This is a genomic window from Egibacteraceae bacterium, from assembly GCA_040905805.1.
In the GTDB taxonomy this organism is placed as follows: Bacteria; Actinomycetota; Nitriliruptoria; order Euzebyales; family Egibacteraceae; genus DATLGH01.
Map to the genome: position 1 here is coordinate 25,722 of JBBDQS010000136.1, position 25,071 is coordinate 50,792.

At 71.6% G+C, this 25,071-nt stretch carries 18 protein-coding genes; 8 read left to right on the forward strand and 10 right to left on the reverse strand.

Annotated elements, in window-relative coordinates:
* Positions 1 to 14 precede the first annotated feature (14 nt).
* From WD250_14805 to WD250_14820, 4 genes are read right to left on the reverse strand one after another with little or no spacing between them, the layout of a single operon-like run.
* Positions 15 to 2,144 (reverse strand): alpha-1,4-glucan--maltose-1-phosphate maltosyltransferase, encoded by a 2,130-nt coding sequence (locus WD250_14805; GenBank protein MEX2621483.1) that lies wholly within the window; start codon positions 2,142 to 2,144, stop codon positions 15 to 17.
* Complete coding sequence (locus WD250_14810; protein MEX2621484.1) at positions 2,134 to 2,871, reverse strand: hypothetical protein; 738 nt, start codon at positions 2,869 to 2,871, stop codon at positions 2,134 to 2,136. Before WD250_14810 ends, WD250_14805 begins: the two co-directional genes overlap by 11 nt.
* Complete coding sequence (locus WD250_14815) at positions 2,868 to 3,566, reverse strand: hypothetical protein (protein ID MEX2621485.1); 699 nt, start codon at positions 3,564 to 3,566, stop codon at positions 2,868 to 2,870. The genes WD250_14810 and WD250_14815 overlap by 4 nt, the downstream gene beginning before the upstream one ends.
* Positions 3,563 to 4,426 carry an ABC transporter ATP-binding protein gene (locus WD250_14820; GenBank protein ID MEX2621486.1) on the reverse strand — a complete coding sequence of 288 codons (864 nt, stop codon included), beginning with the start codon at positions 4,424 to 4,426 and terminating at the stop codon, positions 3,563 to 3,565. The genes WD250_14815 and WD250_14820 overlap by 4 nt, the downstream gene beginning before the upstream one ends.
* Before the next feature lie 109 nt (positions 4,427 to 4,535).
* Between WD250_14820 and glgP the strand changes: the two genes are divergently transcribed.
* The 3 genes from glgP (at position 4,536) to WD250_14835 (ending at position 8,987) form a co-directional block, all read left to right on the forward strand.
* On the forward strand, positions 4,536 to 7,109 hold the full coding sequence (glgP, locus tag WD250_14825; protein ID MEX2621487.1) for an alpha-glucan family phosphorylase: 2,574 nt from the start codon (positions 4,536 to 4,538) through the stop codon (positions 7,107 to 7,109).
* A gap of 80 nt (positions 7,110 to 7,189) precedes the next feature.
* Positions 7,190 to 8,566, forward strand: a complete 1,377-nt coding sequence (locus WD250_14830) for an NADH-ubiquinone oxidoreductase-F iron-sulfur binding region domain-containing protein (GenBank protein MEX2621488.1) — start codon at positions 7,190 to 7,192, stop codon at positions 8,564 to 8,566.
* A gap of 106 nt (positions 8,567 to 8,672) precedes the next feature.
* Positions 8,673 to 8,987, forward strand: coding sequence for a hypothetical protein (locus WD250_14835; protein MEX2621489.1), 315 nt, complete (start codon positions 8,673 to 8,675; stop codon positions 8,985 to 8,987).
* Positions 8,988 to 8,999: 12 nt separating this feature from the next.
* On the opposite strand, the gene WD250_14840 is transcribed toward WD250_14835, so the two are convergent.
* From WD250_14840 to WD250_14850, 3 genes are all read right to left on the reverse strand, one after another.
* Complete coding sequence (locus WD250_14840; protein MEX2621490.1) at positions 9,000 to 9,608, reverse strand: class I SAM-dependent methyltransferase; 609 nt, start codon at positions 9,606 to 9,608, stop codon at positions 9,000 to 9,002.
* Between the two features lie 10 nt (positions 9,609 to 9,618).
* Positions 9,619 to 11,724, reverse strand: a complete 2,106-nt coding sequence (locus WD250_14845; protein ID MEX2621491.1) for an HDIG domain-containing metalloprotein — start codon at positions 11,722 to 11,724, stop codon at positions 9,619 to 9,621.
* 156 nt (positions 11,725 to 11,880) lie between these two features.
* A complete protein-coding gene (locus WD250_14850) occupies positions 11,881 to 12,276 on the reverse strand; it encodes a hypothetical protein (GenBank protein MEX2621492.1) in 396 nt (131 codons plus the stop codon).
* A 79-nt stretch (positions 12,277 to 12,355) separates the two neighbouring features.
* On the opposite strand from WD250_14850, the gene WD250_14855 reads away from it, so the two are divergent.
* The 4 genes from WD250_14855 (at position 12,356) to WD250_14870 (ending at position 21,261) form a co-directional block, all read left to right on the forward strand.
* Entirely contained in the window at positions 12,356 to 14,317 is a 1,962-nt protein-coding gene (locus tag WD250_14855) for an ABC-F family ATP-binding cassette domain-containing protein (GenBank protein MEX2621493.1), read from the forward strand.
* 54 nt (positions 14,318 to 14,371) lie between these two features.
* The gene (locus WD250_14860) at positions 14,372 to 16,276 is read left to right on the forward strand and encodes an ABC transporter ATP-binding protein (GenBank protein ID MEX2621494.1); all 1,905 of its coding nucleotides are present in this window, start codon (positions 14,372 to 14,374) and stop codon (positions 16,274 to 16,276) included.
* 83 nt (positions 16,277 to 16,359) lie between these two features.
* The gene (locus tag WD250_14865; protein ID MEX2621495.1) at positions 16,360 to 20,988 is read left to right on the forward strand and encodes a glutamate synthase-related protein; all 4,629 of its coding nucleotides are present in this window, start codon (positions 16,360 to 16,362) and stop codon (positions 20,986 to 20,988) included.
* Between the two features lie 33 nt (positions 20,989 to 21,021).
* Positions 21,022 to 21,261 (forward strand): glutaredoxin domain-containing protein, encoded by a 240-nt coding sequence (locus tag WD250_14870; GenBank protein ID MEX2621496.1) that lies wholly within the window; start codon positions 21,022 to 21,024, stop codon positions 21,259 to 21,261.
* Between the two features lie 197 nt (positions 21,262 to 21,458).
* Here the strand turns inward: WD250_14870 and WD250_14875 are convergent, their stop codons facing one another.
* A complete protein-coding gene (locus WD250_14875; GenBank protein ID MEX2621497.1) occupies positions 21,459 to 22,235 on the reverse strand; it encodes an SDR family NAD(P)-dependent oxidoreductase in 777 nt (258 codons plus the stop codon).
* An 86-nt stretch (positions 22,236 to 22,321) separates the two neighbouring features.
* On the opposite strand from WD250_14875, the gene WD250_14880 reads away from it, so the two are divergent.
* Positions 22,322 to 22,690 (forward strand): ArsC/Spx/MgsR family protein, encoded by a 369-nt coding sequence (locus WD250_14880; GenBank protein MEX2621498.1) that lies wholly within the window; start codon positions 22,322 to 22,324, stop codon positions 22,688 to 22,690.
* Between the two features lie 53 nt (positions 22,691 to 22,743).
* On the opposite strand, the gene WD250_14885 is transcribed toward WD250_14880, so the two are convergent.
* Both WD250_14885 and WD250_14890 read right to left on the reverse strand, forming a co-directional pair.
* A complete protein-coding gene (locus WD250_14885) occupies positions 22,744 to 23,178 on the reverse strand; it encodes a response regulator (GenBank protein ID MEX2621499.1) in 435 nt (144 codons plus the stop codon).
* Positions 23,175 to 24,923: a HAMP domain-containing sensor histidine kinase gene (locus tag WD250_14890; protein MEX2621500.1), complete on the reverse strand. Its 1,749-nt coding sequence runs from the start codon at positions 24,921 to 24,923 to the stop codon at positions 23,175 to 23,177. The genes WD250_14885 and WD250_14890 overlap by 4 nt, the downstream gene beginning before the upstream one ends.
* Between the last annotated feature and the right edge of the window lie 148 nt (positions 24,924 to 25,071).

Below are 25,071 nucleotides of genomic sequence, written 5' to 3' on the forward strand. Positions count from 1 at the left end.
TGCGGCCGCGTGGACTAGAGCGACCGCAGTCGCAGGACGTGGGCGGATTCGATGGCAGGGTCGAGCCGGACGTAGTTCTCCGCACCGTGCCAGATGTAGGTGGTCTCCGTCAGCAGGTCGTGCGCCTCGAAGGGCCCGGCGTGCTCCAGCCCGAGCTGCCACAGGTCCAGCCAGGTGAGGCCCTCCTGGGGATGGTGGGGGTCGAGGTTGACGATCGCAAGGATCGCCCCCTGCCGGTGCTCGTCGACCTTGGAGAAGCACAGCAGCGCGTCGTTGCCGATGTGGTGGAACCAGATGTTGCGCAGCTGCGCGAACACCGGGTGGGCGCGGCGGATGCGGTTGATGCGGGCGATGTAGGGCGCGAGGGAGTCCGTCCGCTCCCAGTCACGCGGCCTGAAGCGGTACTTCTCCGACTCGAAGTACTCCTCGCTGCCGGGCTCCAGTGGCTCGGCCTCGCACAGCTCGTAGCCGGAGTAGATGCCGTAGGCGGGGGAGAGCAGTGCGGCCAGCACGAGCCGCAGCTTGAACGCCGCACGCCCCCCCGTCTGCAGGAACTCGGTGAGGATGTCGGGGGTGTTCGGCCAGAAGTTCGGACGATAGTAGTCCGCCATGTCGGTGTGGGCGAGCTCGGTCAGGTACGCCGTCAGCTCCTGCTTCGTGTTGCGCCAGGCGAAGTAGGTGTAGCTCTGGCTGAAACCGAGCTTCGCCAGGGTCTGCATCATCTTGGGACGCGTGAACGCCTCGGCGAGGAAGATCACCTCGGGGTGCTCGGTGCGGATCTCGTCGATGACCCACGCCCAGAACGGCAGGGCCTTGGTGTGGGGGTTGTCCACGCGGAAGATCGTCACGCCGTGGGCGATCCAGTGGTCCAGGATGCGTTTGAGCTCGGCCCAGAGCCCTTCCCGGTCCTCGGTGCCGAAGTTGATCGGGAAGATGTCCTGGTACTTCTTGGGGGGGTTCTCGGCGTACTGGATCGAGCCGTCGGCACGGTGCTTGAACCAGTCCGGGTGCTCGGTCACCCACGGGTGGTCCGGCGAGCACTGGATGGCGTAGTCCAGGGAGACCTCCAGGTCGTTCGCGGCGGCCTCGGCCACGAAGCGGTCGAAGTCCTCGATCGTCCCGAGCTCGGGATGGACCGCATCGTGCCCGCCCTCCTCGCTGCCGATGGCCCAGGGCACGCCAGGGTCGTCGGGCCCGGGCTCCAGGTCGTGCGGGCCTTGGCGCCCCTTGCGGTTCGTGCGGCCGATCGGGTGGATCGGCGGGAGGTACACCACGTCGAAGCCCATCTCGGCGATGGCGGGCAGGCGCTTGGCCGCTTCGGCGAAGGTGCCGCTGCGGGTCTCCGTGGCCCCCTCCGAGCGGGGGAACATCTCGTACCACGCACCGAAGCTGGCCGCCGGCCGGTCCACCCACAGAGGCAGGTCCGGCGCGCTGACGCTCTGGTCCAGACGCTCCGGGTGGCGCTCCAGGACCGCCAGGGTGTCCGGCTCGCCGGCGGCGTCCACCCGCTCCCGCAGGCCGGCGTCGCCGCGCAGGGCCGCCACGGTCTCGTTGAGGAGCTCCCGGGCGGCCTTGGAGGCGCCCTTGAGGCGACGCTCGAGGAGCGCGGCCCCTTCGAGCAGCTCCACCTCGAGGTCGCGCTGCCCGGCGGCGTGCTTCTTCTGGAGCCCGTCGAGCCAGGTCACGTAGTGGTCGGTCCAGCCCATCACCTGGTAGCGCCACGCGCCCATCCGGTCCACGGGGAAGTCCCCGTACCACCGGTCGTTGGTGTCCAGGCGCATCGGCATCTCGCGCCACCGGGTGTCCCCGGGCCCGCGGTAGCGCACCGCGGCGGCGATCTTGTCGTGCCCCTCGCGGAAGATGTCGGCCCCGACGATCACGTCGTCGCCCACCACCGCCTTGGCCGCGTACCGCCCACAGTCCACGGACGGCGTGACGTGTTGGATCTCGACGCGTCCCTTCACCCCAAGCCCTTCGATGGTCGTGGTCTCCTGCGTGGGTCTACCCGGGTGCGCAGACCTTATACGTGGCGACCCGCCCGACCCGACCCGCTGTTCCCAGGGCGACCGGCCGTCCTGCACCGACTTGCGCGCCGGCTGCGCGCCGCCGGCGCCGACCTCGACGCCATCGATGCTACGCGGCACCGCGCTCGAGTCGGGCAAGCAGGTGGCGGGCGGACAGGGCCACCAGGACCGCGAGGTAGGCGGAGCCGGCCAGCACGACCGGCCAGACCGCCGTCCCGGCGTCCGCCCGCCACAGGGTCTCGGCCGGCCAGAACGTCGGCACGACCGCGAAGACCCAGCGCCACGGGGCGTCGACGATGCCGGCGAGCAGCGGGGAGAACAGCGGCAGGCCCATCGCCTTCAGCACGGCCATCCCCTCGACCTTGTTGGTGGCGAGTCCGGCGAGCAGCAGGGCCGGCAACGGCGCGAGCAGCGCGGACAGGGCGATCGCCGGCAGGGTGGCAGCCAGCGCGACGGTGAGCAGCCCGGAGGCGGGCAACGCGATCAGCAGCGTCCCGCCCGTCAGCGTCATGGCCAGGACACTGCGGTAGGCGGTGTAGCCCCGCAGCGAGACGGGGGTGACGCGCAGCGCCGTGAGCACGCCCTCGTCGCGCTGGTCGAGGATCAACAGCCCCATCAGTGAGCCGACCAGGAACGGGAACACCATCAGCAGGAGGAAGGCGGCGGCCACCGCGTGGTGGTCGGCGGCACGGACGCCGGCCTCGGCGGCCGCCCACCGGGCGACCACCGGCTCGGCGAGGCGGACGATGACGACCAGCAGCAGCGGTCCGGCGAGCAGCAGGCGGGTGAAGGGGTCGCGCCAGACCGACCGCAGGTCGGCGGAGGCGTACGCCGCCAGGGCGTTCACCGCTCACCGCGCACGTAGCGGCGGTGCGCGCGGGCGGCGGGCGGCACGAGCGCCAGCACCCAGGCGGCTTGGACCAGTATCGCCACGGCCACCAAGCGCCCACCGATCCCGTTGACGGCACCGTCGATCAGCACCATCGCCCCGTTGGTTGGCGCCAGCCACCAGGCCGGGTGCGCGACCGCCTCGACCAGGTAGGGCACCAGGGGCAGCGCCAGGGGCAGCAGCGGCGCCTGTACACCGACGATGTAGTCGGTGATCGAGTCGAAGCGCACCGCGGTGGCGTAGGCGACGAGCAGCACGGCGAGCGACAGCAGGCCGACGCCCACCGCGATCAGCCCCGGAGCCGCGCTCCCTCCTGCCGCGGCGGTCGTGATGACCAGCGCGACGGCGATCGAGAGGACCGCCAGGGGCGCGAGCTTGGCGGTGAGGTACTCCCAGTCACGCAGCGGTGTGACCACGAGGGCGGCCTGGGTGCCCTCGTCCTTCTCGAACAAGACCGCTCCGGCCAGGAAGAACAGACCGATCACCGCCGAATCCGCGAAGACCACGACGGGGATCGCCGTGGGCATCACCGCGGCCGGAAGGGCACGCAAGACACCGACCCACACCGCCGTCACGAAGACCGCAGCGGCGAGGATCCCGTACCGCCACTGGAGTCGGATCTCGTGGGCCGCGGCGACACCCAGACGCGTCACGTCAGGGCCCGGCCGGTCACCTGCACGAAGACGTCCTCCAGGCTGGCCTCGGTGGTGTGGATGGTCTCGACCGCGCCCGAGCGCAGCAGGGCCCGGAACGCCGAGTCGTCGGCGAGACCCTCGAGGGCGAACTCGTGGGTGGCGAGACCGCCGTCCGGCTGGGCCACGGCGACCCGCACCCGCCGTGCGCCTGCGCGCAGCGTCAGCGCCGTGGGGGTGCCCAGGGCCGCGATGCGCCCCTCGACCACGAACGCCACGCGGTCGCAGAGCTGCTCCGCCACCCCGAGGTCGTGTGTGGTGAGGAACACCGTGCGGCCGGCCTGGCGCTGCTCTCCCACGAGCTCCTTGACCGTGCGGGCGTTCGCCGGGTCCAGGCCTGCCGTGGGTTCGTCGAGGAACAGCAGGTCCGGGCGGTGCAGGAGGGCACGGGCCAGGTTCAGCCGCATCTTCATGCCCTTGGAGAACGTGGAGACGCGCTGGTCGGCGGCCTGCGCAAGTCCGAGTCGCTCCATGAGCAGGGCCGGCTCCTGGCCGCCGGCGGCGTAGAGCCGCCCGAAGAACGCCAGGTTCTCCCGAGCGGTCAGCTTCCCGAAGTGGTTCGGCAGCTCGAAGCCGACGCCCACCCGTTCGTAGTAGCCCGGCCCCCATGAACCGAGCGGGCGGCCGAGCACCGCCACCTCCCCGGACCACCCCTTGAGCAGCCCGACCAGGATCCTCTGGGTCGTGGACTTGCCCGCACCGCTCGGCCCGAGGAAGCCGAAGATCTCGCCTTCCTCCACGGTGAAGTCCATGCCCTCCACCGCGGAGGAGACCGCCTTGGGGTAGGTGAAGTGCAGGTGGCGGACCGCGATGGCAGGCATGCGACGCCGGGACTATACCGGTTGGCCGTGCCCGTCGGGTGATTTCGGGGGCACGTCCGGCGGTAGAGTGCACGACACCCGAGCCCCCGGCGGAAAGTCCGACAGACCCGTGATCGCTGCACTGCGCACCTTCCGCGTCCGTCCGTCCTTGCCCCCTCAGCTCGAGACCCTCGGGGAGCTGGCGGCGAACCTGCGATGGGCATGGCATCCGCCCACCCAGGAGCTCTTCCGGTGGGCCGACACCACGCTCTGGGACGCTGTGGGCGGCAACCCTGCGGAGCTGATCGGACGGCTCTCGCCCGAGCGCCTGGCCGCGCTGGCCGGTGACGCGACCTTCGTGGCACGAGTCGGAGAGCTGCACGCCGACCTGGAGCGGTACCGCACCCAGCCGCGGTGGGCCCAGTCGCAGCCGGTCACCCCCCCGCGCGTGGCCTACTTCTCCCCGGAGTTCGGCCTGTCGCACGCGATGCAGACCTACTCGGGTGGCCTCGGGGTCCTGGCAGGCGATCACCTCAAGGCGGCCAGCGACCTGGGGCTGGACCTGGTGGGCGTCGGTCTGCTCTACCGTCACGGGTACTTCCGCCAGCGCCTGGACGCCGACGGGTGGCAGCAGGAGCAGTACCCGGACCTCAACCCGTATCGGCTGCCCCTGCGCCGGCTGGAGAGCGACGACCAGGCCGTGGTCGTCGAGGTGGAGCTCGCGGGCCGCACCGTCGGCTGCCAGGTCTGGTGCACCGAGGTCGGCCGGGTGGCGCTGCTGCTGCTCGACACCGACCTGTCTTCCAACGCCCCCGCCGACCGCACGGTCACCGACAAGCTGTACGGCGGCGACGTGGAGCACCGGCTGCGCCAGGAGATCGTCCTCGGCATCGGCGGCGTGCGCGCGCTCGACGCCGCCCGGGACGCCGGGTTGCTCGGCGAGCCCCCCGAGGTCTTCCACTCCAACGAGGGCCACGCCGGCTTCCTGCAGCTGGAGCGCATCCGCCGCCTGGTCACCACGGAGGGCCTGTCCTTCGACGAGGCGGTGGAGAGCAGCCGGGCATCCGTGCTGTTCACCACGCACACCCCCGTGCCCGCGGGGATCGATGTGTTCGCCCGGACCCTGATGGACCGCTACTTCGGCTGGTTGGCCAGCGAGTGCGGCATCTCCATGGACCGGCTGATGGCCGTTGGTCAGACCCAGGACACCCCCCCCGAGCACGACTTCAACATGGCTTTGATGGGGCTGCGCCTCTCGGCACGCGCCAACGGCGTGTCCCAGCTGCACGGACGCGTCGCCCGGAGGATGTTCAAGCCGCTCTGGCCCGGCATCGGCGAGGACGAGATCCCGATCACGTCGGTGACCAACGGCGTGCACGCCGGTACGTGGGTCGGGCCCGAGATGACCGCGGTCTACGACCGCTACCTCGCTCCGGACTGGGCTCACAACCCCACCGCGTGGGACCGCGTGCGCGAGATCAGCGACGACGCCCTCTGGCGGGCGCGGGGTCGCGCCAGGGAGCGCTTCGTGCAGCGGGTGCGTGGCTGGGTCCGCGAGCAGGGCGAGCGCCGGGGGGAGGCCCCCACGTCCCTGGCGTGGGCCGCCGAGGTGTTCGACCCCGACGCGCTGACCATCGGGTTCGCGCGCCGGTTCGCCGAGTACAAGCGCGGCACCCTGCTGCTGCGCCAGCCCCAGCGACTGCGGGCGCTGCTCACCGCCACCGACCGTCCCGTGCAGATCGTCTTCGCCGGGAAGGCCCACCCGCGCGACGAGCTCGGCAAGGACATCATCCGCCAGCTCGTGCACTTCTCCGGCGACGAGGAGCTGCGCGGGCGTGTGGTGTTCGTCGAGGACTACGACATGGACCTCGCGGCCGTGCTCGTCCAGGGTGTGGACCTGTGGCTCAACAACCCGCGGCGCCCCCACGAGGCCTGCGGTACGTCCGGCCAGAAGGCGGTGCTGAACGGCGCGTTGCACTGCTCCACGCTGGATGGCTGGTGGGACGAGATGTACGACCGCGAGAACGGCTTCGCGATCGGGTCGGCCGACAGCCACCCCGACGCCGCGCAGCAGGACGCCGCGGACGCGCAAGCCCTGTTCGACCTGCTGGAGCGCACCGTCGTCCCCACGTTCTACGACCGGACCGAGGGTCCGCTGCCCAGGCGCTGGCTCGCGCGGGTGCGCCGCTCCCTGGCGACGCTGGCGCCGCAGGTGCAGGCCACCCGGATGGTCGCCGAGTACACCCAACGGCTGTACATCCCCATCGCCGAGCGCGGCGGCCGTCTTGCGGTCGGCGATCACAAGCGCGCTCGTCAGCTCGCGGCATGGCGGTCGCACGTGGACGGCGCATGGGCCGGCGTGCGCTGCGAGGAGGTGGTGGACGACCAGGGGACCGCCCGCATCGGCGAGCGTCGGGAGGTATCGGTGCTGGCGCAGCTCGGGGAGCTGACCCCCGAGGACGTCCAGGTTGAGCTGCTGCACGGGGCGGTGCACGCGGACGGCAGTCTGGCCGAGGCATCCACCGTGGTGCTGGACCCGGTCGGCCAGGACGCGGGCGGCACGCACCGCTACACCGGCGCCTTCACGTGCACCGTGGCCGGCGAGTACGGTTTCACCGTGCGGATCGTCCCGCGCCACGACGACCTGGCGACCTGGACCTCGACGGGCTTGGTCGCCTGGGCGGGGCAGGACGCCCGGTCCTGATCCAGCGCCGTGGCCAGAGCCCCTCCGTGCACGCGCGGTAGGTTGGGCGCGACGCCCAGACCCTGGAGACGATCAGCCCGATGTCCGACGACAGCGCACGACTCCTGCCCGACCAAGAGGTCCCGAGCTTCGACGACTACGTCGCGTCAGGGGGCGGCGAGGGGCTGCGCCGCGCGCTGGAGATGTCACCGCAGGAGGTCGCCAAGCAGGTCCTCGACTCGGGCTTGCGCGGCCGGGGCGGCGCGGGCTTTCCCACCGGCATGAAGTGGTCATCGGTGGCCGACGCCGCCGAGGACGGCTCGACGGTCTACCTGGTCTGCAACGCCGCCGAGGGCGAGCCGGGCACCTTCAAGGACCGGGTCCTGATGGCCCGCAACCCCTACCAGCTCATCGAGGGCGTGCTCATCGGCATGTACGCGAGCAATGCCGAGCGGGCGTTCATCGGCATGAAGGCGAAGATGCACCACGAGCTCGAGCGCGTGGCGGACGCCCGGGACTCCATGATCGAGGCCGGGTGGCGCAGCGCGGAGCACATCGACATCATCCCCGGCCCAGACGAGTACCTGTACGGCGAGGAGTCGGCGATGCTCGAGGTGATCGAGGGCAAGCTCCCGATGCCCCGTATCCTGCCGCCGTACCAGGTGGGGCTGTTCGCGACGATGCAGTCACCGAACCCGACGGTGGTCAACAACGTCGAGACCCTGTCCCACGTCACCCACATCCTGGCCAAGGGGGTGGACTGGTTCCGGGAGATGGGCACCGAGGAGACGCCGGGGACCATGATCTTCACCGTGCTGGGCGACGTGGAGAACGAAGGCCTGTTCGAGCTGCCGATGGGCACACCCTTTCGTACCCTCATCGAGGACATCGCTGGCGCGACGGACGTCATGGCCATCCACAGCGGCACCTCCAACACGGTCATCACGCCCAACCTGCTGGACCTGCCGATGGACTTCGACTCCTTCAACGAGGCAGGCACCGGTCTGGGCAGCGGCGGGTTCATCGTCTACGACTCGACGCGTGACATCGTCCAGGTCACCGCCGTCCTGGCACGCTTCCTGGCCGTGGAGTCGTGCGGGCAGTGCAACGCCTGCAAGATCGGCACCCGCGAGCTCTTCAAGCGCCTCGAGCGGCTGGTGCAGGGCATGGGCACCCACGGCGACATCGAGGAGATCCGCAAGTTCTGCGTCTCCGTCACCGACCTGAACCGCTGCTACCTCCCGGTCGGGGCGTCACTGCTGGTCGCCAGCTCGCTCGAGGCGTTCCCGCAGGCCTTCGCCGACCATGTCGGGGTGGCCAGCGATCCCGCCGTGGCCGTCGAGGTCCCGAAGATCGACCGTGTCGACGAGGAGACGGGTCGGGTCGTCCTCGACGACCAGTACTACCGCAAGCGTCGTGACTGGTCCTACGCCCCTCCGGGCGTGGCCGCCGAGGTGGCCGACGACCCCAAGCCCTAGCCGACGTCGCTAGCGAGCAATCACGAGACATCGAGCGCCGGATCCCAGGTATAGTCGTGGCCCCGCTTTTCGACCGACTGGCGGGTCTGGACAGGAGGTATGCCCCATGGGTCTTGTCATGTTCGCCATCCTCGGTGCGTTGGTCGGGCTCCTCATCGGTGCCAGCCTGGAGATGGCACCGCGCGGATCGCTGCCCGCCGTCATCGGCCTCACCGGGGGCGTGTTCGGCGGCACCGGCGTCGCCTTCCTCGTCGGCATGGACCCCCTCGCACAGGCCTGGAGCCTGCTGGCCTGGGTGGGTGCCCTGGCCGGCGCCGTCGTCGTGATGGCGCTCTACGCCCTGATCGTCGCCCCCGGCTCCAACCCGGCGCAGAGCGCGACCGGCAGCGGCGACCGAACGACCGGCGCCGGTTCCCACTGATGTCGGGCTCGTCTAGGCCGGCGGCTCCGCCGGCCTGGCCGAGACCGTGACCGCGTAGTCGCCGCCGTCGTAGGGCGCACGATCCCAGGTGGCGTAGCGCTCCACGGTGACCAGCCCCGCGGCGCGGCAGTGCTCGTCGTGGAGCGCCAGGGGCAGGCGGTCCTCGGACAGCTGGAACCCGGCGACCAGCCGGCCGGCGGGGGCGAGGTGGCGCGCCAGGTTGGCCACCACTGCCGCCTCGGTCCCCGGCGTCAGGAAGATCAGCACGTTTCCCGCCGCCACCGCGACGTCGAAGCGCCGGCCCAGATCGACCGTGGCGAGGTCCCACTCGACCCAGCGCAGCTCGGGCGCCTTGCCGCGGGCCACCTCCAGCATGCCGGGGTCGAGGTCCACCCCGACCACGTCGACGCCCCGTCGGGCGAGCTCGATGGCCACGCGCCCGGTCCCGCACCCGGCGTCGAGCACCGTGGCGGGACCCAGGCCATCGACGAACGACGCCTCCCCGTGGACGTCGGCGCCGGTGGCGGCCAGGCGCTCCCAGCTCGCGTCGTAACCCTCCGCTCGCGAGCCGGCGTCGGAAGACGCGGAAAGCCAGCGGTTGGTGGGCCCGGGATCGGTCACGGCGTCACGCTCACCGCTCGACGGCTGCGGCGTCGCCGATCTGCTCGGCCTCATCCTCGGGACGGGCGACCGCGCGCTCGACCTCCTTCGGCTGCGGGTAGGCGATGCGCGGGTGGTACACCCCGACCAGCGTCTCGGTGAAGGTCTCCTGGACGATCGCCAGCTCGCGGAACGTGAGCGACGACTCATCGAGCTGGCCGTCCTCGACCCGGTCCGCCACCAGCGTGCGGACGATCTCGGCCAGGTCCTCGCGGCTCAAGTTGCGGTTGTGTTGGGCCGCGGCTCGGCTGGCGCCCTCACAGCAGTCGGCGAGCATGAGGATCGCCATCTCCCGCGACGACGGCTTGCGGCCCTTGTAGCGGAAGTGCGCCTCGTCGACCTCGTGGCCGTTGGACGCCTGGTTGATGGCCTCCTGGTAGAAGTAGGAGACGCGCGTCGTGCCGTGATGGGTGGCGATGCCCTCGACCACCTCGGCCGGCAGCCGGTAGGTGCGCCCCATCTCCAGCCCGTCGGTCACGTGGCGCTGGATGATGACCGCCGAGGTCATGGGATCGAGCTCGTCGTGCGGGTTGGCGATACCGTACTGGTTCTCCACGAAGAAGTAGGGCTGCGCGACCTTGCCGATGTCGTGGTAGAGCGCGGCGACGCTGGCCAGCAGGCTGTCAGCGCCGATCCGGCGGGCGGTGCGCTCGACCAGCGTGGACACCATGATCGAGTGGTTGTAGCTGCCCAGGGCCTTCTGCTCCAGCTCGCGCAGGAGGGGATGGTTGCGGTCGGCGAGGTCCAGCAGGCTCGTGGCGGTGAGGATGCCGAACACCGACTCCAGGAACGGCAGGCTGCCGTTGACGATCACCGCGGTCGCGACCCCGTTGGCCAGCCCCGCGGCGAGTGCGGTCGGCACGGTCTCGGGCGTGGAGAAGATCAGCGCGAAGGCCCCGGCCAGGACGGTGTAGCCCAGAGTGGACTGCCACGCCGCACGGCGCAGGTCACCCCGGGCCGACAGGCGTGAGACCAGCGGCACGCTGGCGAGCGAGGCCACCGCCACGAAGGCCACGATGCCGACCTCGCCGGGCACGGTGTAGGCCACGAGCGACGTCATGGGGATCGTCACGAGCACGCCGACGGGCGGGTCGAACAGGATGGTGGCGAGCATCGCCACCGAACCGATCGGCACCGCGTACAGCCACGCGGACGACGGGGCGGTGAGGACCACCGCTTGCAGCGTCCCCGCGAACAGCACGGCGAGCACGCCGAGCAGCACCAGGCGCTTGCCCGATTCCCACACCTGCGGCCGGTAGACGCGCAGGTAGGCGCCGACGGCCACGGTCAGCAGCGCCGACAGCAGCAGGCCCCGCAGCAGCCCGTCCCACGGCTCCCTGCCCTCCAGGCCACGGCGCTGCAACGCGGCGAGCTGCAGCTCGTCGACGACGTCGCCGGCGCGCACGATGACGCTGTCGCCGAGGTATACGCGCTCGACGTCAGCGACGGCCCTCGCGGCCTCCCTGCGCGCCTCCTCGGTGGCCGCCGGGTCCACGCGGACGGTGGGACGCAGGGCGTGGCGGATGATCGGGGCCACCACCTGCTCGTCCACCCCGTCGGGGAACGACCGCACGACCAGCTCCGTCGGCAGCTGCTCGTCGAGGGCCTCGTCGACGCGGTCCTCGGTGATCTGCTGCCGCGCGAACTGCTGCGCGATCTGGGTCGACTCGGCAGCGACCCGCTCGAGCTGGTCGGCCGTCAGCCCGACCAGCAGGGACAGCCCGTCCTCGTCGAGCATCGGCAACCCGTCCTGCAACGCCTCGATCTGCTCGTCGCGGCTCGGTGCGGGTTCGTCCTCGCTTTGCTCCCGGGCGGCTGCCGCGCGCGCGAAGACATCGCTGACCTGCGCGACGATCGCGGCCTTGGCCTCTTCGTCGTCGTCGAAGACGGGCTGGACCGCCTCCGCGGCGTCACGCTGGGCGCGCGCGGTCGCCGCCAGGTCCACGATCCGGATGGTGTCGGGGGCCACGATGGTGCGGGGGGAGGGCTCCCCGACCCGCACGGGGGTGTCCTGCAGGAACTCGGACACGCCGAGTATGGCCGGGACGCCGAGCACCATGATGGCGAGCGCCAGCACGCGGGGCAGCCAGCTCGAAGCGGTCGAAGCCAGGAGGTCACCCCCCTCCGTCGGCGAGGGCCCAGGGCGGGCATGGGTCTCCCGCCACGGTACACCTGCGGGCCGGGCCCCGCGGAGCGGCTCGTCCGCCCGGGTCGGCGTCGGAATCCCAGTCCGTCATGTGCCGTGGATGCCCACCAGGTACCCCCGCAGGGCAAGCGCGAAGATGACCAGCCCCACCACACTGAAGATGGTGTGGGGGTTGTACCGGCCGTCGCGGGACCACTTGTGGCCCACGATGAGGACGATCAACGGGAAGCCGGCGCCGTACAAGAGGTGGAAGCTCACGTTGAAGGCCCCCCCGCCGCCCGGGCGGCGGCCCATGGCGAGCAGGACCAGACCGATCACCAACTGCACGACCAACAGGATCTGCGCGACCGAGACGGCCCGCCAGAAGGTGGGGGTCTCCTCCCGACGGGCCAGTCGCAGCACGAGCGCCCAGAGGGCGACGACCGCCCAGATCCCGATGGAGGCGATGCCGATGATGTAGCCGTGCAGGGCGGTCAGATCCATCCCGGCACCCTACCGCCGGTTGCCACGAACGGTCAGCCGGGTTCGGAAGGGGCCGCCGTCCGGCGCTACGCTCCGGGGTATGCTCACCCTCTCAGGCGTCAGCAAGTCGCATGGTCTGCGCACGCTGTTCAGCGATGTGTCCCTGCAGGTCACGGGGGGTCGGCGCATCGCGCTGGTCGGGCCCAACGGAGCCGGCAAGACCACCTTGCTGGAGATCCTCTCGGGGGACCAGCGCGCCGACGACGGCCAGGTGACCCGAGCCAAGGGCACCGTCGTCGGCTACCTGCCCCAGGACGTCGCGGACATGGCCGGGCGGCCCATCATCGCGGAGGTGCTGGCCTCCGCCGGGGACGTCACCAACCTGGAGCAGCGGCTGCGCACCCTGGAGGTCGAGGTCGCCGAGGCCCCGCCCGGGAAGGCGCAGGAGGAGCTGCTCGCCGAGTACGCGTGGGTGCACGAGCGCTTCGAGCACCTCGGTGGCTACGGGCTCGAGTCGGAGGCGCGGCGGGTGCTCGGCGGTCTCGGCTTCGCCGACGCGGATCTCGAGCGTGACATCGGCGAGCTGTCCGGTGGCTGGATGATGCGGGTGGCGCTGGCCAAGCTGCTGCTCGCCGGTCCGGACGTGCTGCTGCTGGACGAGCCGACCAACCACCTCGACCTGGCCAGCGTCTCCTGGCTCGAGGGCTTCCTCGGTGACTACGGCGGAGCGCTCGTGCTGGTCAGCCATGACCGCGACTTCATGAACAGCACGGCCAACCGGATCGTGGAGCTCGCCCACGGGACGGCAACGGAGTACGTCGGCGACTACGCCGACTTCGTCGAGGCCCGGGCCCTGCGGATGGAGCAGCTCGAGGCGGCCGCACGCAACCAGCAGCGCAAGATCGCCCACACCGAGCAGTTCATCGAGCGGTTTCGCTACAAGGCGTCCAAGGCCCGACAGGTCCAGAGCCGGGTCAAGCAGCTCGAACGCCTCGACCGGGTCGAGACCCTCGACGACGCGCCCCGGGCCATGCGCTTTCGGTTCCCGGCGCCGCCCCGCTCCGGACGCGACGTCGTGCGCCTCGAGCAGATCGTCAAGCGCTACGGGGACCACACCGTCTACGACGGCCTCGACCTCGTGCTGGAACGCGGGCAGAAGGTCGCCCTGGTCGGCCCGAACGGCGCGGGCAAGTCGACGCTGCTGAAGGTCCTCGCCGGGGTGCTCCCCCTCGACGGCGGCGAGCGGGTGCTCGGCCACAACGTGTCCGTGGCCTACTTCGCCCAGCACCAGGTCGAGGCGCTGGACGCCGAGAAGACCGTCCTGGCCGAGATGTCCGACGCCGTGGACACCGCGCGGGTCAACCCCCGCAGCATGCTCGGGGCGTTCCTGTTCTCCGGGGATGACGCCGACAAGCGCGTGGGGGTGCTCTCCGGGGGCGAGCAGAGCCGCCTGGCCCTGGCCAAGCTGCTGGCCCACCCCGCCAACCTGCTGTGCATGGACGAGCCGACCAACCACCTGGACATCGCCAGCCGCGACGTGCTGGAGGACGCCTTGCTGGAGTATCCCGGCACGGTGGTGCTGATCACCCACGACCGCCACCTGATCCGCTCGGTGGCCGACACCGTCGTCGAGGTGGCGGATGGGACCGCGACGGTCTACCCGGGCGACTACGAGTACTACCTCGGCAAGGTCGGCACCGAACCGGGCGCCGGACCCGAGCCGGCGCCCGCCGCCCCCCCGCCCACGGGCGGCAAGGCGGCGCGCAAGGCCGGCGCCGACAAGCGCGCCGACGCGGAGCGCCGTGACCGCCTGTACCGCCGGACCGGCGACCTGCGCAAGCGGCTCGCACGGGCCGAGACCGACCTCGCCACCGCCGAGAAGGAGGTTGCCGAGCTGAACCGCCTCCTGGCTGACCCGGAGGTCTACGAGGACAGCGAGCGCGTGACGGCCCTGATCCTCGCGCACAGCACGGCCAAGGACCGCGCCGCCGCGCTCACCACGGAGTGGGAGCGGCTCTACCTGGAGGTCGAGGCGGCCACGGAGCAGGCCGAGTCGGCGTAGGAGGCCGCGCGCCGCCCGTGCCGCGGGGGGGCGTGCGATGCTGGTCGGGTGAGCATGCACGGTATCGGCGGGCACGGGATGGGTGGCCACGGCATGATGACCGGGACCCGCCTGGTGCGCGAGGGTGCGCGGCTTCCGGAGGGCGGGAAGCTGCCGAAGGGGCTGATCGCGCGGGTCTGGCGGGAGTTCGCGCGGCCGTACCGCCGGCGGCTGCTGCTCCTGCTCCTCGCGATCGGCGGGGCCTCGGCGGTGACCGTGGTCCCGGCGCTGATCTTCCGGGGGATCGTCAACGTGATCTCCGCGCCCGGACCGGCCGCCGCACGTGATCTGAACCTGCTCGCGTTGGCCGCGCTGGTGGCTGCCGTGGTCGCGGCCGGTTTCAACCTGTGCCAGCGATACCTGACCTCCTGGATCGGCGAGCACCTGGTCTTCGACCTGCGCAGCACGCTGTTCGACCACGTCCAGCGCATGCCCCTGGCCTTCTTCACCCGCACGCAGACCGGCGCGTTGATGAGCCGGCTGAACAACGACGTGCAGGGCGCGCAGCGCGCGTTGACGGGCACCTTCGGCACGCTGGCCGCGAACGTCGTGCAGGTGGTGGTGGCGGTCGGGGTGATGTTCGCGCTCGAGTGGCGTCTCACCCTGCTGGTCTTGTCGGTGCTGCCGGTGTTCGTCCTGCTCGCCAAGCAGGTCGGTCGGCGGCTGCAAGACCTCACCCGTCAGCAGATGGGGCTGAGCGCCGACATGCACACGGTCATGAGCGAGCGCTTGAACGTGGCGGGTGCGATGCTCGTCAAGCTCTTCGGCGATCCCCGCGAGGAGTCGTCGGGCTTCGCCGAGACCGCCCGGGAGCTGGCCGAGGTGGGGGTACGCACCTCGGTCGTGAGCCGCCTGTTCTTCATCACACTCACGCTGATGGGTGCCATCGGGACCGGCGCCGCCTACTGGCTCGGGGGGCACTTCGTCCTGGCGGGGGACTTCCAGCCCGGCGACGTCGTGGGGTTCGCGCTGCTCGTCGGACAGGCCTACGGGCCGCTGTCGGCGCTCAGCAACGCGCCCGTGGAGGTGCTGACGGCTCTGGTCAGCTTCGACCGCGTCTTCGAGATCCTGGACGCCAACCAGCCGATCGCCGACACGAAGGACGCCGTCGAGCTGACCGACCCGCGCGGCGAGGTCATCTTCGACGACGTCACCTTCGCGTACCCCTCCGCGGCCGACTCCTCGATCGCGTCGCTCGAGCGCGGGTTCGGTGAGGTGCTCGACACGGCCGCGGGCGCCACGGTGCTGCAAGGCGTGTCGTTCACCGTGCGCCCGGGCGAGACGGTCGCGCTGGTCGGCCCGTCCGGGGCTGGCAAGACGACCATCTGCTACCTCGTACCGCGGCTGTACGACGTGACCACGGGGGCGGTGCGCATCGATGGGCACGACGTCCGCGATCTCGCGCTGGAGTCGCTGGCCGCTGCCGTCGGCGTCGTCTCGCAGGACACCCACCTCTTCCATGACACCGTCCTCGCGAACCTGCGCTACGCCCGCGGGGACGCGACCGACGCCGAGATCGCGGCGGCGTGCAAGGCCGCGCACATCGACGGGGTCATCGCGGGGCTCCCCGAGGGGTACGACACCCTGGTCGGGGAGCGGGGATACCGGTTGTCGGGCGGGGAGAAGCAGCGCCTGGCGATCGCACGGGTGCTGCTGAAGGACCCGGCGATCGTGGTCCTCGACGAGGCCACGGCCCACCTCGACAGCGGCTCGGAGGCGGCGGTGCAGCAGGCGCTGGCCACCGCGCTGGCCGGACGGACCTCCCTGGTGATCGCCCACCGCCTGTCGACGATCGTCGGTGCCGATGTGATCCTCGTCGTCGACGAGGGCCGCATCGTGCAGCGCGGCACGCACGCCCACCTCGTGGATGACGGCGGTCTGTACGGCGAGCTCTACCGCACCCAGTTCGCGCGCGCCTGATCCGAGCCGCTATCATGACCGGTCAGAGCGATGGCGCTCCGCACTTGGTGCGGGCGCCATTTTTTCGTCCCGAGGAGATGGCCATGGCAGCATCTTCAGGGCGGTCGCTGCGCGACCGCCACACCCGGCACAGCAGCGAATCGCCTCCGCAGGCTCCGGCGATTCACAAGTCAGGGCTGTACGACCCCCGCTTCGAACGAGACGCCTGCGGCATCGGCTTCGTCGCCGACTCGGGTGGCACCCCGTCACGCGCCATCGTGGAGGCGGCGCTCACCGGCCTGTGCGGCGTGCGCCACCGCGGCGCCGTCGCCGCCGACGCGAAGACCGGCGACGGGGCGGGCCTGCTGCTGCCCCTGCCGGGCGCGTTCTTCGCCGAAGCGCTCGGCCGTCCCGATGCCGCTGATCGCGTCGGGGTCGCGATGTGCTTCCTGGACGGTGCTGAGGACGCCGACGGCGACCGCTCCCGTGCGCAGGCCCGTGCCTGCGTGGAGGAGGCGCTGGCGGCCGAGAAGCTGGAGCTGCTCGGCTGGCGGGACGTCCCGGTCGAGCCGCAGGCGCTCGGCGAGGTCGCTCGCCGGGGGATGCCGTCGGTCGCCCAAGCGGTGTTCACCCGCCCCGTCGAGCTCGACGCCGACGCCGCCGAGCTCCGGGCCTACCTCGCCCGCAAGCGTGCCCAATCGGCCTGCGACCAGACGGGAGCGCGGGCGTACTTCGCCTCCTTCGGGTTCCGCACCGTCACGTACAAGGCGATGAGCGCGGCGGACCAGCTCGCCGACTTCTACCCCGACCTGCAGGAACGGGGTATGGCGGCCTGGTTCGGGATCTTCCACCAGCGGTACTCGACCAACACCTCGCCCACCTGGGAGCGGGCACAGCCCTTCCGCTTCCTCTGCCACAACGGGGAGATCAACACCATCGAGGGCAACGTCAACCTCATGCGCGCCCGGGTCGGCCGGCTGGGCGCGGACTGGCCCGAGCTCGGGACCGCGGGCGAAGCGCTGCTGGAGCCCCTGATCGACAACTCCGACTCGGACTCGGCGAAGCTCGACAGCGTCTTCGAGCTGCTGGTGCGCGGGGGGCGTGACCTGGCCCACGCGATGGCGATGCTGGTGCCCCAGGTCTGGGAGGGGCGCCGGGACCTGCACCCGAAGGTGCGGGACTTCTACCGCTACCACGCGGCGCTCGCGGAGCCGTGGGACGGCCCCGCGGGGCTGGTGTTCTCCGACGGCCGGCGCATCGCCGCAGCCCTTGACCGCAACGGCTTGCGACCGCTGCGCTACCTCGTCTGCGAGGACGGGTTCGTCGTCGCCAGCTCCGAGGTGGGCGGCGTCTCGGTCGTCGGCCGCGGCAGCGTGCGCCGGGAGCGCCTCGGGCCCGGCCAGATGCTGCTGGTCGACCCGGAGGCCGGCGGGCTCATCGAGGACGAGGCGATCAAGCGACGCCTCGCCGAGCGACGCCCCTACGGCGAGTGGGTGCGCACCCACCAGCATCCGGTGACCCCGGGCCAGCCGGTCACGGTGGCCGACCCCGACCTGCTCGCCCGCCAGATCTGCGCGGGGTTCACCAGCGAGGAGAAGACCACCATCTTCCGGCCCATGGCGAACCAGGGCAAGGAGCCGATCTCCTCCATGGGCGACGACACCCCTCTGGCCGCTCTGTCGGGCCGGGCGCGCACCATCTACCACTACCTGAAGCAGCGCTTCGCGCAGGTCACCAACCCCCCGATCGACCACCTGCGGGAGTGGCAGGTGATGAGCCTGCGCACCCAGCTGGGACCGCGCCACCCGATCCTGTCCGAGGAGCCGGAAGCGGCACGGCTCCTGGCGCTCGACGGCTTCATGATGTACCCGCAGGGGCTCCAGGACCTCGTGCTCGACCCCAAGATCCCCTTCGCCGTCGCCGGGCTCGACGCCACGTTCGCCGTGGCCGACGGGCCCGGGGCCCTCGCGGCGCGGCTGCGCACCCTCGGGGACGAGGCGGTCGCCGAGGTGGGCGCCGGCGCGGTGCTGCTGATCGCGAGCGACCGCAGCGTGGACGACGAGCGGGCGCCGGTGCCGGCCCTCCTGGCGGTCGGGGCCATCCACCACCGCCTTGTCGCGGAGGGGCTGCGGACCAAGGTCAGCCTCATCTGCGAGACCGACGACGCCCGGGAGACCCACACGTTCGCCTGCCTGCTCGGTTACGGCGCCGACGCCATCTGCCCCCGCCTGGCGCTGGAGACGATTGTCGACCTGGTCGACGCGGGGCGTCTCGGGCCGGGCAGCGGGGACGCCGGGGAGGCCCAGGAGGCGTTCCGTCGGGCCGCCGAGGACGGCGTGCTGAAGATCATGTCGAAGATGGGCATCTCCACGCTGGACTCCTACCGGTCGGCGCAGATCTTCGAGGCGGTCGGCCTGTCGGCCGAGGTCGTGGACGCGAGCCTCGTCGGGACGCCCTCCAAGATCGGCGGGATCGGCCTGGCCGAGCTGGCTGAGGACGTGCTGGAGCGCCACGCGTTGGCCTTCAGGGAGGATGCCAAGCTCGCCAGCCCGGGCTTCTACAAGCACAAGCCCCGCGGTCAGGAGTACCACGCCACCAACCCCGACGTGGTCGACGCGCTGCACCGCACGGTCGGTCTGAAGGGCGACCTCGACCCGCTCGGGTCCGACGGCGTCGAGCTGCGAGCGGCCCACCTGCTCAGCCTGGCGACCGACCAGGGACGCTGGGAGCTGTACACCGAGTTCTCCCGGCTGGTCAACGAGCGGCCGCCGTCCACGCCGCGCGACCTGCTGGAGATGGTCCCGGCCACCGAGCCCGCTCCGCTCGACGAGGTCGAGGCGGTCACGTCGGTCGTGCAGCGCTTCTTCACCGGCGCGATGTCGCTCGGGGCGTTGAGCCCCGAGTCGCACGAGACCCTGGCGATGGCGATGAACCTGCTCGGGGGATCGTCCAACACCGGCGAGGGCGGCGAGGACCCGGCTCGCTACGCCACCCGCGGCTCCGCCCGGGACCGCAACTCCAAGTCGAAGCAGGTCGCCTCCGGACGGTTCGGTGTCACGCCGACCTACCTCGCGTACGCCGACGAGCTGCAGATCAAGATGGCCCAGGGCTCCAAGCCCGGTGAAGGGGGGCAGCTGCCCGGTCACAAGGTCAGCGACCTGATCGCGAAGCTGCGCCACACCCAACCCGGTGTGGCGCTGATCTCCCCCCCGCCACACCACGACATCTACTCGATCGAGGACCTCGCCCAGCTGATCTACGACCTGAAGCAGGTCAACCCGTTCGCGACCATCAGCGTCAAGCTGGTGTCGTGCGCTGGGGTGGGTACCGTCGCGGCGGGCGTGGTCAAGGGTCTGGCCGATGCCGTGCAGATCGCCGGCGCCGACGGCGGCACCGGCGCGTCGCCGCTGTCGTCGATCAAGCACGCCGGCCTGCCCTGGGAGCTGGGGTTGGCCGAGACCCAGCAGACCCTCGTCGCCAACGGCCTGCGCAGCCGCGTGCGGCTGCAGGTGGACGGCGGGTTCAAGACCGGCCGGGACGTCCTGCTGGCCGCGCTGCTCGGCGCCGACGAGTACGGCTTCGGCACCGCGGCGCTGCTCGCCGAGGGCTGCATCATGGCGCGGGCATGCCACCGCGACACCTGTCCGGTCGGCGTCGCCACGCAGCGCCCGGACCTGCGGGACAAGTACCAGGGGACCCCCGAGATGGTCGCCGCCTACCTGCTGTTCGTCGCCGAGGAGGTCCGGCGCGGGCTCGCGGCGATGGGCCTGCGCTCGATGGAGGAGGCCATCGGGCAGGTGGAGCTCCTGCGCCCCCGCACGCTTGACCCCGCGGCGACCCGGGCGCTGTCCCTGGACCCGGCGCCGCTGCTGTTCGTCCCCGACGGGGACGCGCGCAGCCACCAGGAATCCGTGCCCCTGCAGGCGCCGCGCAGCAAGCTCGGCGACCGGGTGTTCGACGACGCCTTCGAGTCGCTGTGGGACGGCACGTTGCTCAACCTCAAGTACGACATCGGCAACGCCGATCGCACCGTCGGGGCCCGCCTCGGCGGAGCGGTCGGTCTGGAGTTCGGCGAGGAGGTCAACCCGCCCGGCAGCGTCAGCGTGCGCTTCGCCGGCAGCGCGGGGCAGAGCTTCGGCGCGTTCCTGTCGCACGGCATCGAGTTCGTGCTCACCGGCGAGGCCAACGACTACGTGGGCAAGGGCATGGCCGGCGGTCGGATCGTTGTCCGCCCACCGGCCAACGACGCGGGCAACCCCGTCCTGGTCGGCAACACCGTGCTGTACGGGGCGACCGGGGGCGAGCTGTTCGTCGCCGGCCGGGCGGGGGAGCGCTTCGCCGTCCGCAACTCCGGCGCGTGGGCGGTCGTGGAGGGGGTGGGGGAGCACGCCTGCGAGTACATGACCGGCGGCGTGGTGGCCATCCTCGGCTCGACCGGCTTCAACGTCGGCGCCGGCATGACCGGCGGCGAGTGCTACGCGCTGGACGCCCAGTCGGAGATCCTCGCCCGTCTCAACGCCCAGCTCGTCGAGGCGCGCCGACCCGACAGCGTGCAGCTGTCGCGGCTGCGTGAGCTGATCGCCCGGCACGCCGAGCTGACCGGCTCGGCCCGTGCGATCGAGCTCCTCGATGATTGGGACGACCGGTCGATGCACTTCTGGCGGATCGCCCCCCGCGGTGAGATGGCCCGCGTAGAGGTCGCCAACGAGGGCTCCGTGGGGGGCTCCGCGTAGCGTCGGCGAGGGGTCTGGGTAGGATGGCTTCCAATGCATCCCATCGTCATCTACTGGCGCCCCATGTGCGGGTACTGCGAGGTCCTCAAGGCGGATCTCACCGCGCGTGGCGTGGCCTTCACCGACGTGGACATCTGGCACGATCGCGCGCAGGCCGACATCGTGCGGGACGCCAATGGTGGCGACGAGGTCGTGCCCACCGTCCAGGTCGGTGACCGCTTCCTGGTCAACCCGACCGCGGACGAGGTGATCGCGGCGACGAAGGCCGCATAGCGACCACGGCGGTGGCAACCGCGGGTGACCCCCCGCTGGTCTACACGGCGTGCCCGCAGGGGGAGTGCGGGCTGTTCGTGCGCGATCCCGAGCCAGACCCAGCGCTTCGACGATGTGCCCGCGGCCACCACCCACTTCGCCGCGGTCGCCAGTAGGGGGTCACGTCGCGTCGAGGGCGGGTGGGCACACCCGGTGGGTCACGGACCCGGCCGATCCGGCATGCCCGCACGGGCGACCCTGGTCGCCGACGCCTGTGCGGTAGGCAAGATGACGAGGTCGGTGACCTGCACGTGGGCGGGTCGGTCGGCGACCCACACGACCGCGTCGGCGACGTCGTCCGCCGACAGCGGCGTCATGCCGGCGTAGACCCCCTCCGCCCGATCCCGGTCCCCCTGGAAGCGCACGACGCTGAACTCGGTGTCGACCAGGCCGGGGTCGACGGTGGACACCCGCAGGCCGCTGCCGAGCACGTCCATGCGCAGGCCCGCGGTGATGCGGTCGGCTGCGGCCTTGGACGCGCAGTACACCGCCCCGGACGGGTAGGTCTCGCGGCCTGCCACCGACCCGATGGTGATCAGGTGGCCCGTGCCGCGTGCGACCATGGCGGGCACGACCGCCCGGGTCACGTTGAGCAGGCCGCGCACGTTGGTGTCGATCATGCGGTCCCAGTCGTCCGGATCGCCTTCCTGCAGCGGCGCGAGCCCGACGGCCAGCCCCGCGTTGTTGACCAGCACGTCGACGTCGCGCCATTCGGCGGGGAGCCCGCCGACCGCGGCGTCGACCGCCTCGCGGTCGCGGACGTCGAGAGGGAAGTGGTGGACCTCGGCATCGAGGTCGCCGGCCAGCCGAGCCAGCCGGTCGTCGCGCCGCGCGCACAGCAGCAGACGGGCGCCAGCCGCGGCGAACGCCCGCGCGCAGGCCTGCCCGATGCCGCTGGACGCGCCCGTCACGAAGACGGTGGCGTCAACGAGCATGGATGGCCCGCCCGGGCGGGGGGTGTGGGATGGTGTCCATGGCGCGGGTTGTAGCAGACAGGGGGGGGGGTAGGATCGTGCACCCGATGGATGTCCAGCTGTTCGGTCACGCCAAGTCCAAGGCGACGCGCAGCGCGCAGCGCTTCTTCAGCGAGCGGCGCCTGCCGGTGCACTTCGTGGATGTGCGCAAGCGACACCCGGCGCCGGGGGAGCTGCGCCGGTGGGTCCAGCGGTTCGGCGTGGAGGGTGTCCTCGACACGGCGTCCAAGGCCTACGTGGAGCAGGGCCTGCGGTACGTATCGGCATCTGACGACGACTGGATCGAGCGGCTGTCGGCGGACCCGAGAGCCCTGGCCTTCCCCCTTGGCCGGTGCGGCACCGAGCTGACCGTGGGCGAAGACCCCGAGGGCTGGCAGCGGCTCGCGGATGCCGCGACGGGGCGTGCAGGACGCTGACCGGGCCGGTGTGGTCAGCGCGGCGGGCAGCCCCCGCGGGTCAGCTCATGCGGTCAGCTCGTGATGACGGGCAGCTCGCTGTTTCGCGTCCAGTACTCGGCGACCTGCTGCAGGTGGGCAACCAGCCGTCGGCCGGAGGCCTTGCTCACGTAGGAGTTGGAGCCCAGTGCGTAGGCCGTGTCGATGTCCTCGCGCTGTCGGGAGGACGTCACCACGATCACCGGGATCGCCGCCAGCTCAGGATGTCCCTGCAACCGCTCCAGCACGTCGAAGCCGCTCGCCTTCGGCATCTGCAGGTCGAGGAAGACCAGGTTGGGCGGTGCAGCGTGTGCGTGCGCCCCCCTGCCGAACAGCCAGTCGAGCGTCTCCTCGCCGTCGCGCGCCTCGAGGATCTCCGTGGACCCCTGCATGGTCCGACGCAGCGCGCGGACAGTCAGGTAGCGGTGGTCATCGTCGTCCTCGGCGACGAGCACGCGCAACGTCGTCATGCGACCTCCCGGGGGTGGGCAGAGTCAGGCGTGACCGGCGGCAACTCTACCCGTACGTGGGTGCCCTCGTCGCTGTCGGTGATCCAGATCCTCCCGGCGGCGTGCTCGACGATGCGCCGGCACATGGCCAGCCCGATCCCCGTGCCGGTACCGGTCGCGTTCAGGCGCTGGAAGAGACCGAAGACCTTCTCCCGGTCGGCCGTGGGGATGCCGCGACCGTTGTCGGCGACGGTCACGCCACCGGGCGTGCCTGCCGGGCTCACCCGCACCGTGACGTCGGGCCGGCCACTGTGGACCAGGGCGTTGCTCAGCAGGTTGGCGAACAGCTGGTGCGCCCGGGTCGGATTCATCATGACCGTCGGCAGGACACCGACCTCCAGGGTGGCCTCGGGATGCTGGCGAGCGAGCTCCTCGCTCGCGTGGCGGACGACCGCGGTGAGGTCGACGGGTTGGGGCTCCTCGTCGACCTTGCCGACGCGTGACAGCTGCAGGAGGTCGCCGATGAGCTCGTCCATGTGCTCCACGTTGCGGCGCAGCCGGGCGAGGAAGTGCGCGCCGTCGCCCTCCAGGACGAGCCCGTAGTCCTCCGCGAGGCAGTCGGCGTACCCGAGGACCGACACGATCGGGCGGCGCAGGTCGTGGGAGAGGCCGTACACGAGCGCCTCGAGCTCGGCGGCGCTCTCCTCGGCCTGCGCCCGCGCGGCCTTTTCGCGATCGAATGCCTCGCTGCGGGTCAGCGCCAGGTTCATCATGGTCCCCAGCCGACCGAGCAGCTCGAGCTCGTCCCTGCCGAACAGCGGCGTGACGGGGGTGACCATGACACCGAGCCGGCCGCCGCGAAGCTCCAGGATGACGAGGTCGTCGGTCTTGGTGACAGCCCCGGGCCCGGGCTCGTCCCGCGCCATCAGGCGCGCCCGGAGGGCATCGGGGATCGTGCCGTGGGAGAACTCCTCGCCGGACTCGTCCTGGAGGAGCACGGGTCGATCCCCGAGCATCCGGCTGACGTGGGGCAGCATGGAGGCCGCGATCTCCCGGCTCGTGACCGCAGCCATGAGATCGCCCTCGGCCCGCCACAGGGCCTGCTCGTCCTTGCGGCGCCACGCCTGTCGCAGCAGCGCCGGCGGGGCGAAGGCGGCGTAGAAGAGCAGCGCGCTGATGAGCGCGCCGGCCTGGATGGTGGTGGTCAGCGCGGGTGGCGCCTCGGGGACGCTGAGACCAGCCAGGACCAGGGCGAGGTTCAGCATCGCCACCGCCAGCGCGAGGGTCCGCAGTCGCAGTCGCGCCACGTTGGACTGCGACCGGCTGGAGCGCCACAGCCGCCACACGACCCAGGACGACAGGAGGGTCCACATGACGAGGACGCCGGCGACGTAGAGCAGGTACCAGGTCGGTGGCGGGCCTTCAGTCGCTGGCGCGGAGACGACCACGGTGACGGCCAGGACCGCGCCGGCCAGGACGCCGGCCGCTGCCAGGATGCGTCGGCTGACGGGCTGGAAGGAGGCGGTGAAGCGGAACAACAGGTACGGGAAGGCGACCAGCAGCACCCGTTGCAGTCGCGCGAGGGTGGCACCGACGTCATCGGGCAGGAGCGGGGCGAGGCGCCCGGTGAACAGGGCGGCACCGAGGGCACCCAACGTCCACGCGAGCCAGGCGGTGGTCGGAGACCGGTTGCGCCACCACAGCCGCACCGCGGTCAGGCCCAGCAGCATGAACGCCACGGCGACGGCCAGCTGCAGGACATCCATCAGCGCGGTCCGTGACGAAGGGCTGGTATGGGCCGAGCGGATGCTACACAGGCGCCCCGGCACCGCAACCACTGTGTCCGTCCGGGCGGCCTCCGTGTGATACTGCGGGCGACATGAAGCGCGCCGGAGGGAGGTCGCAGCGCTGATG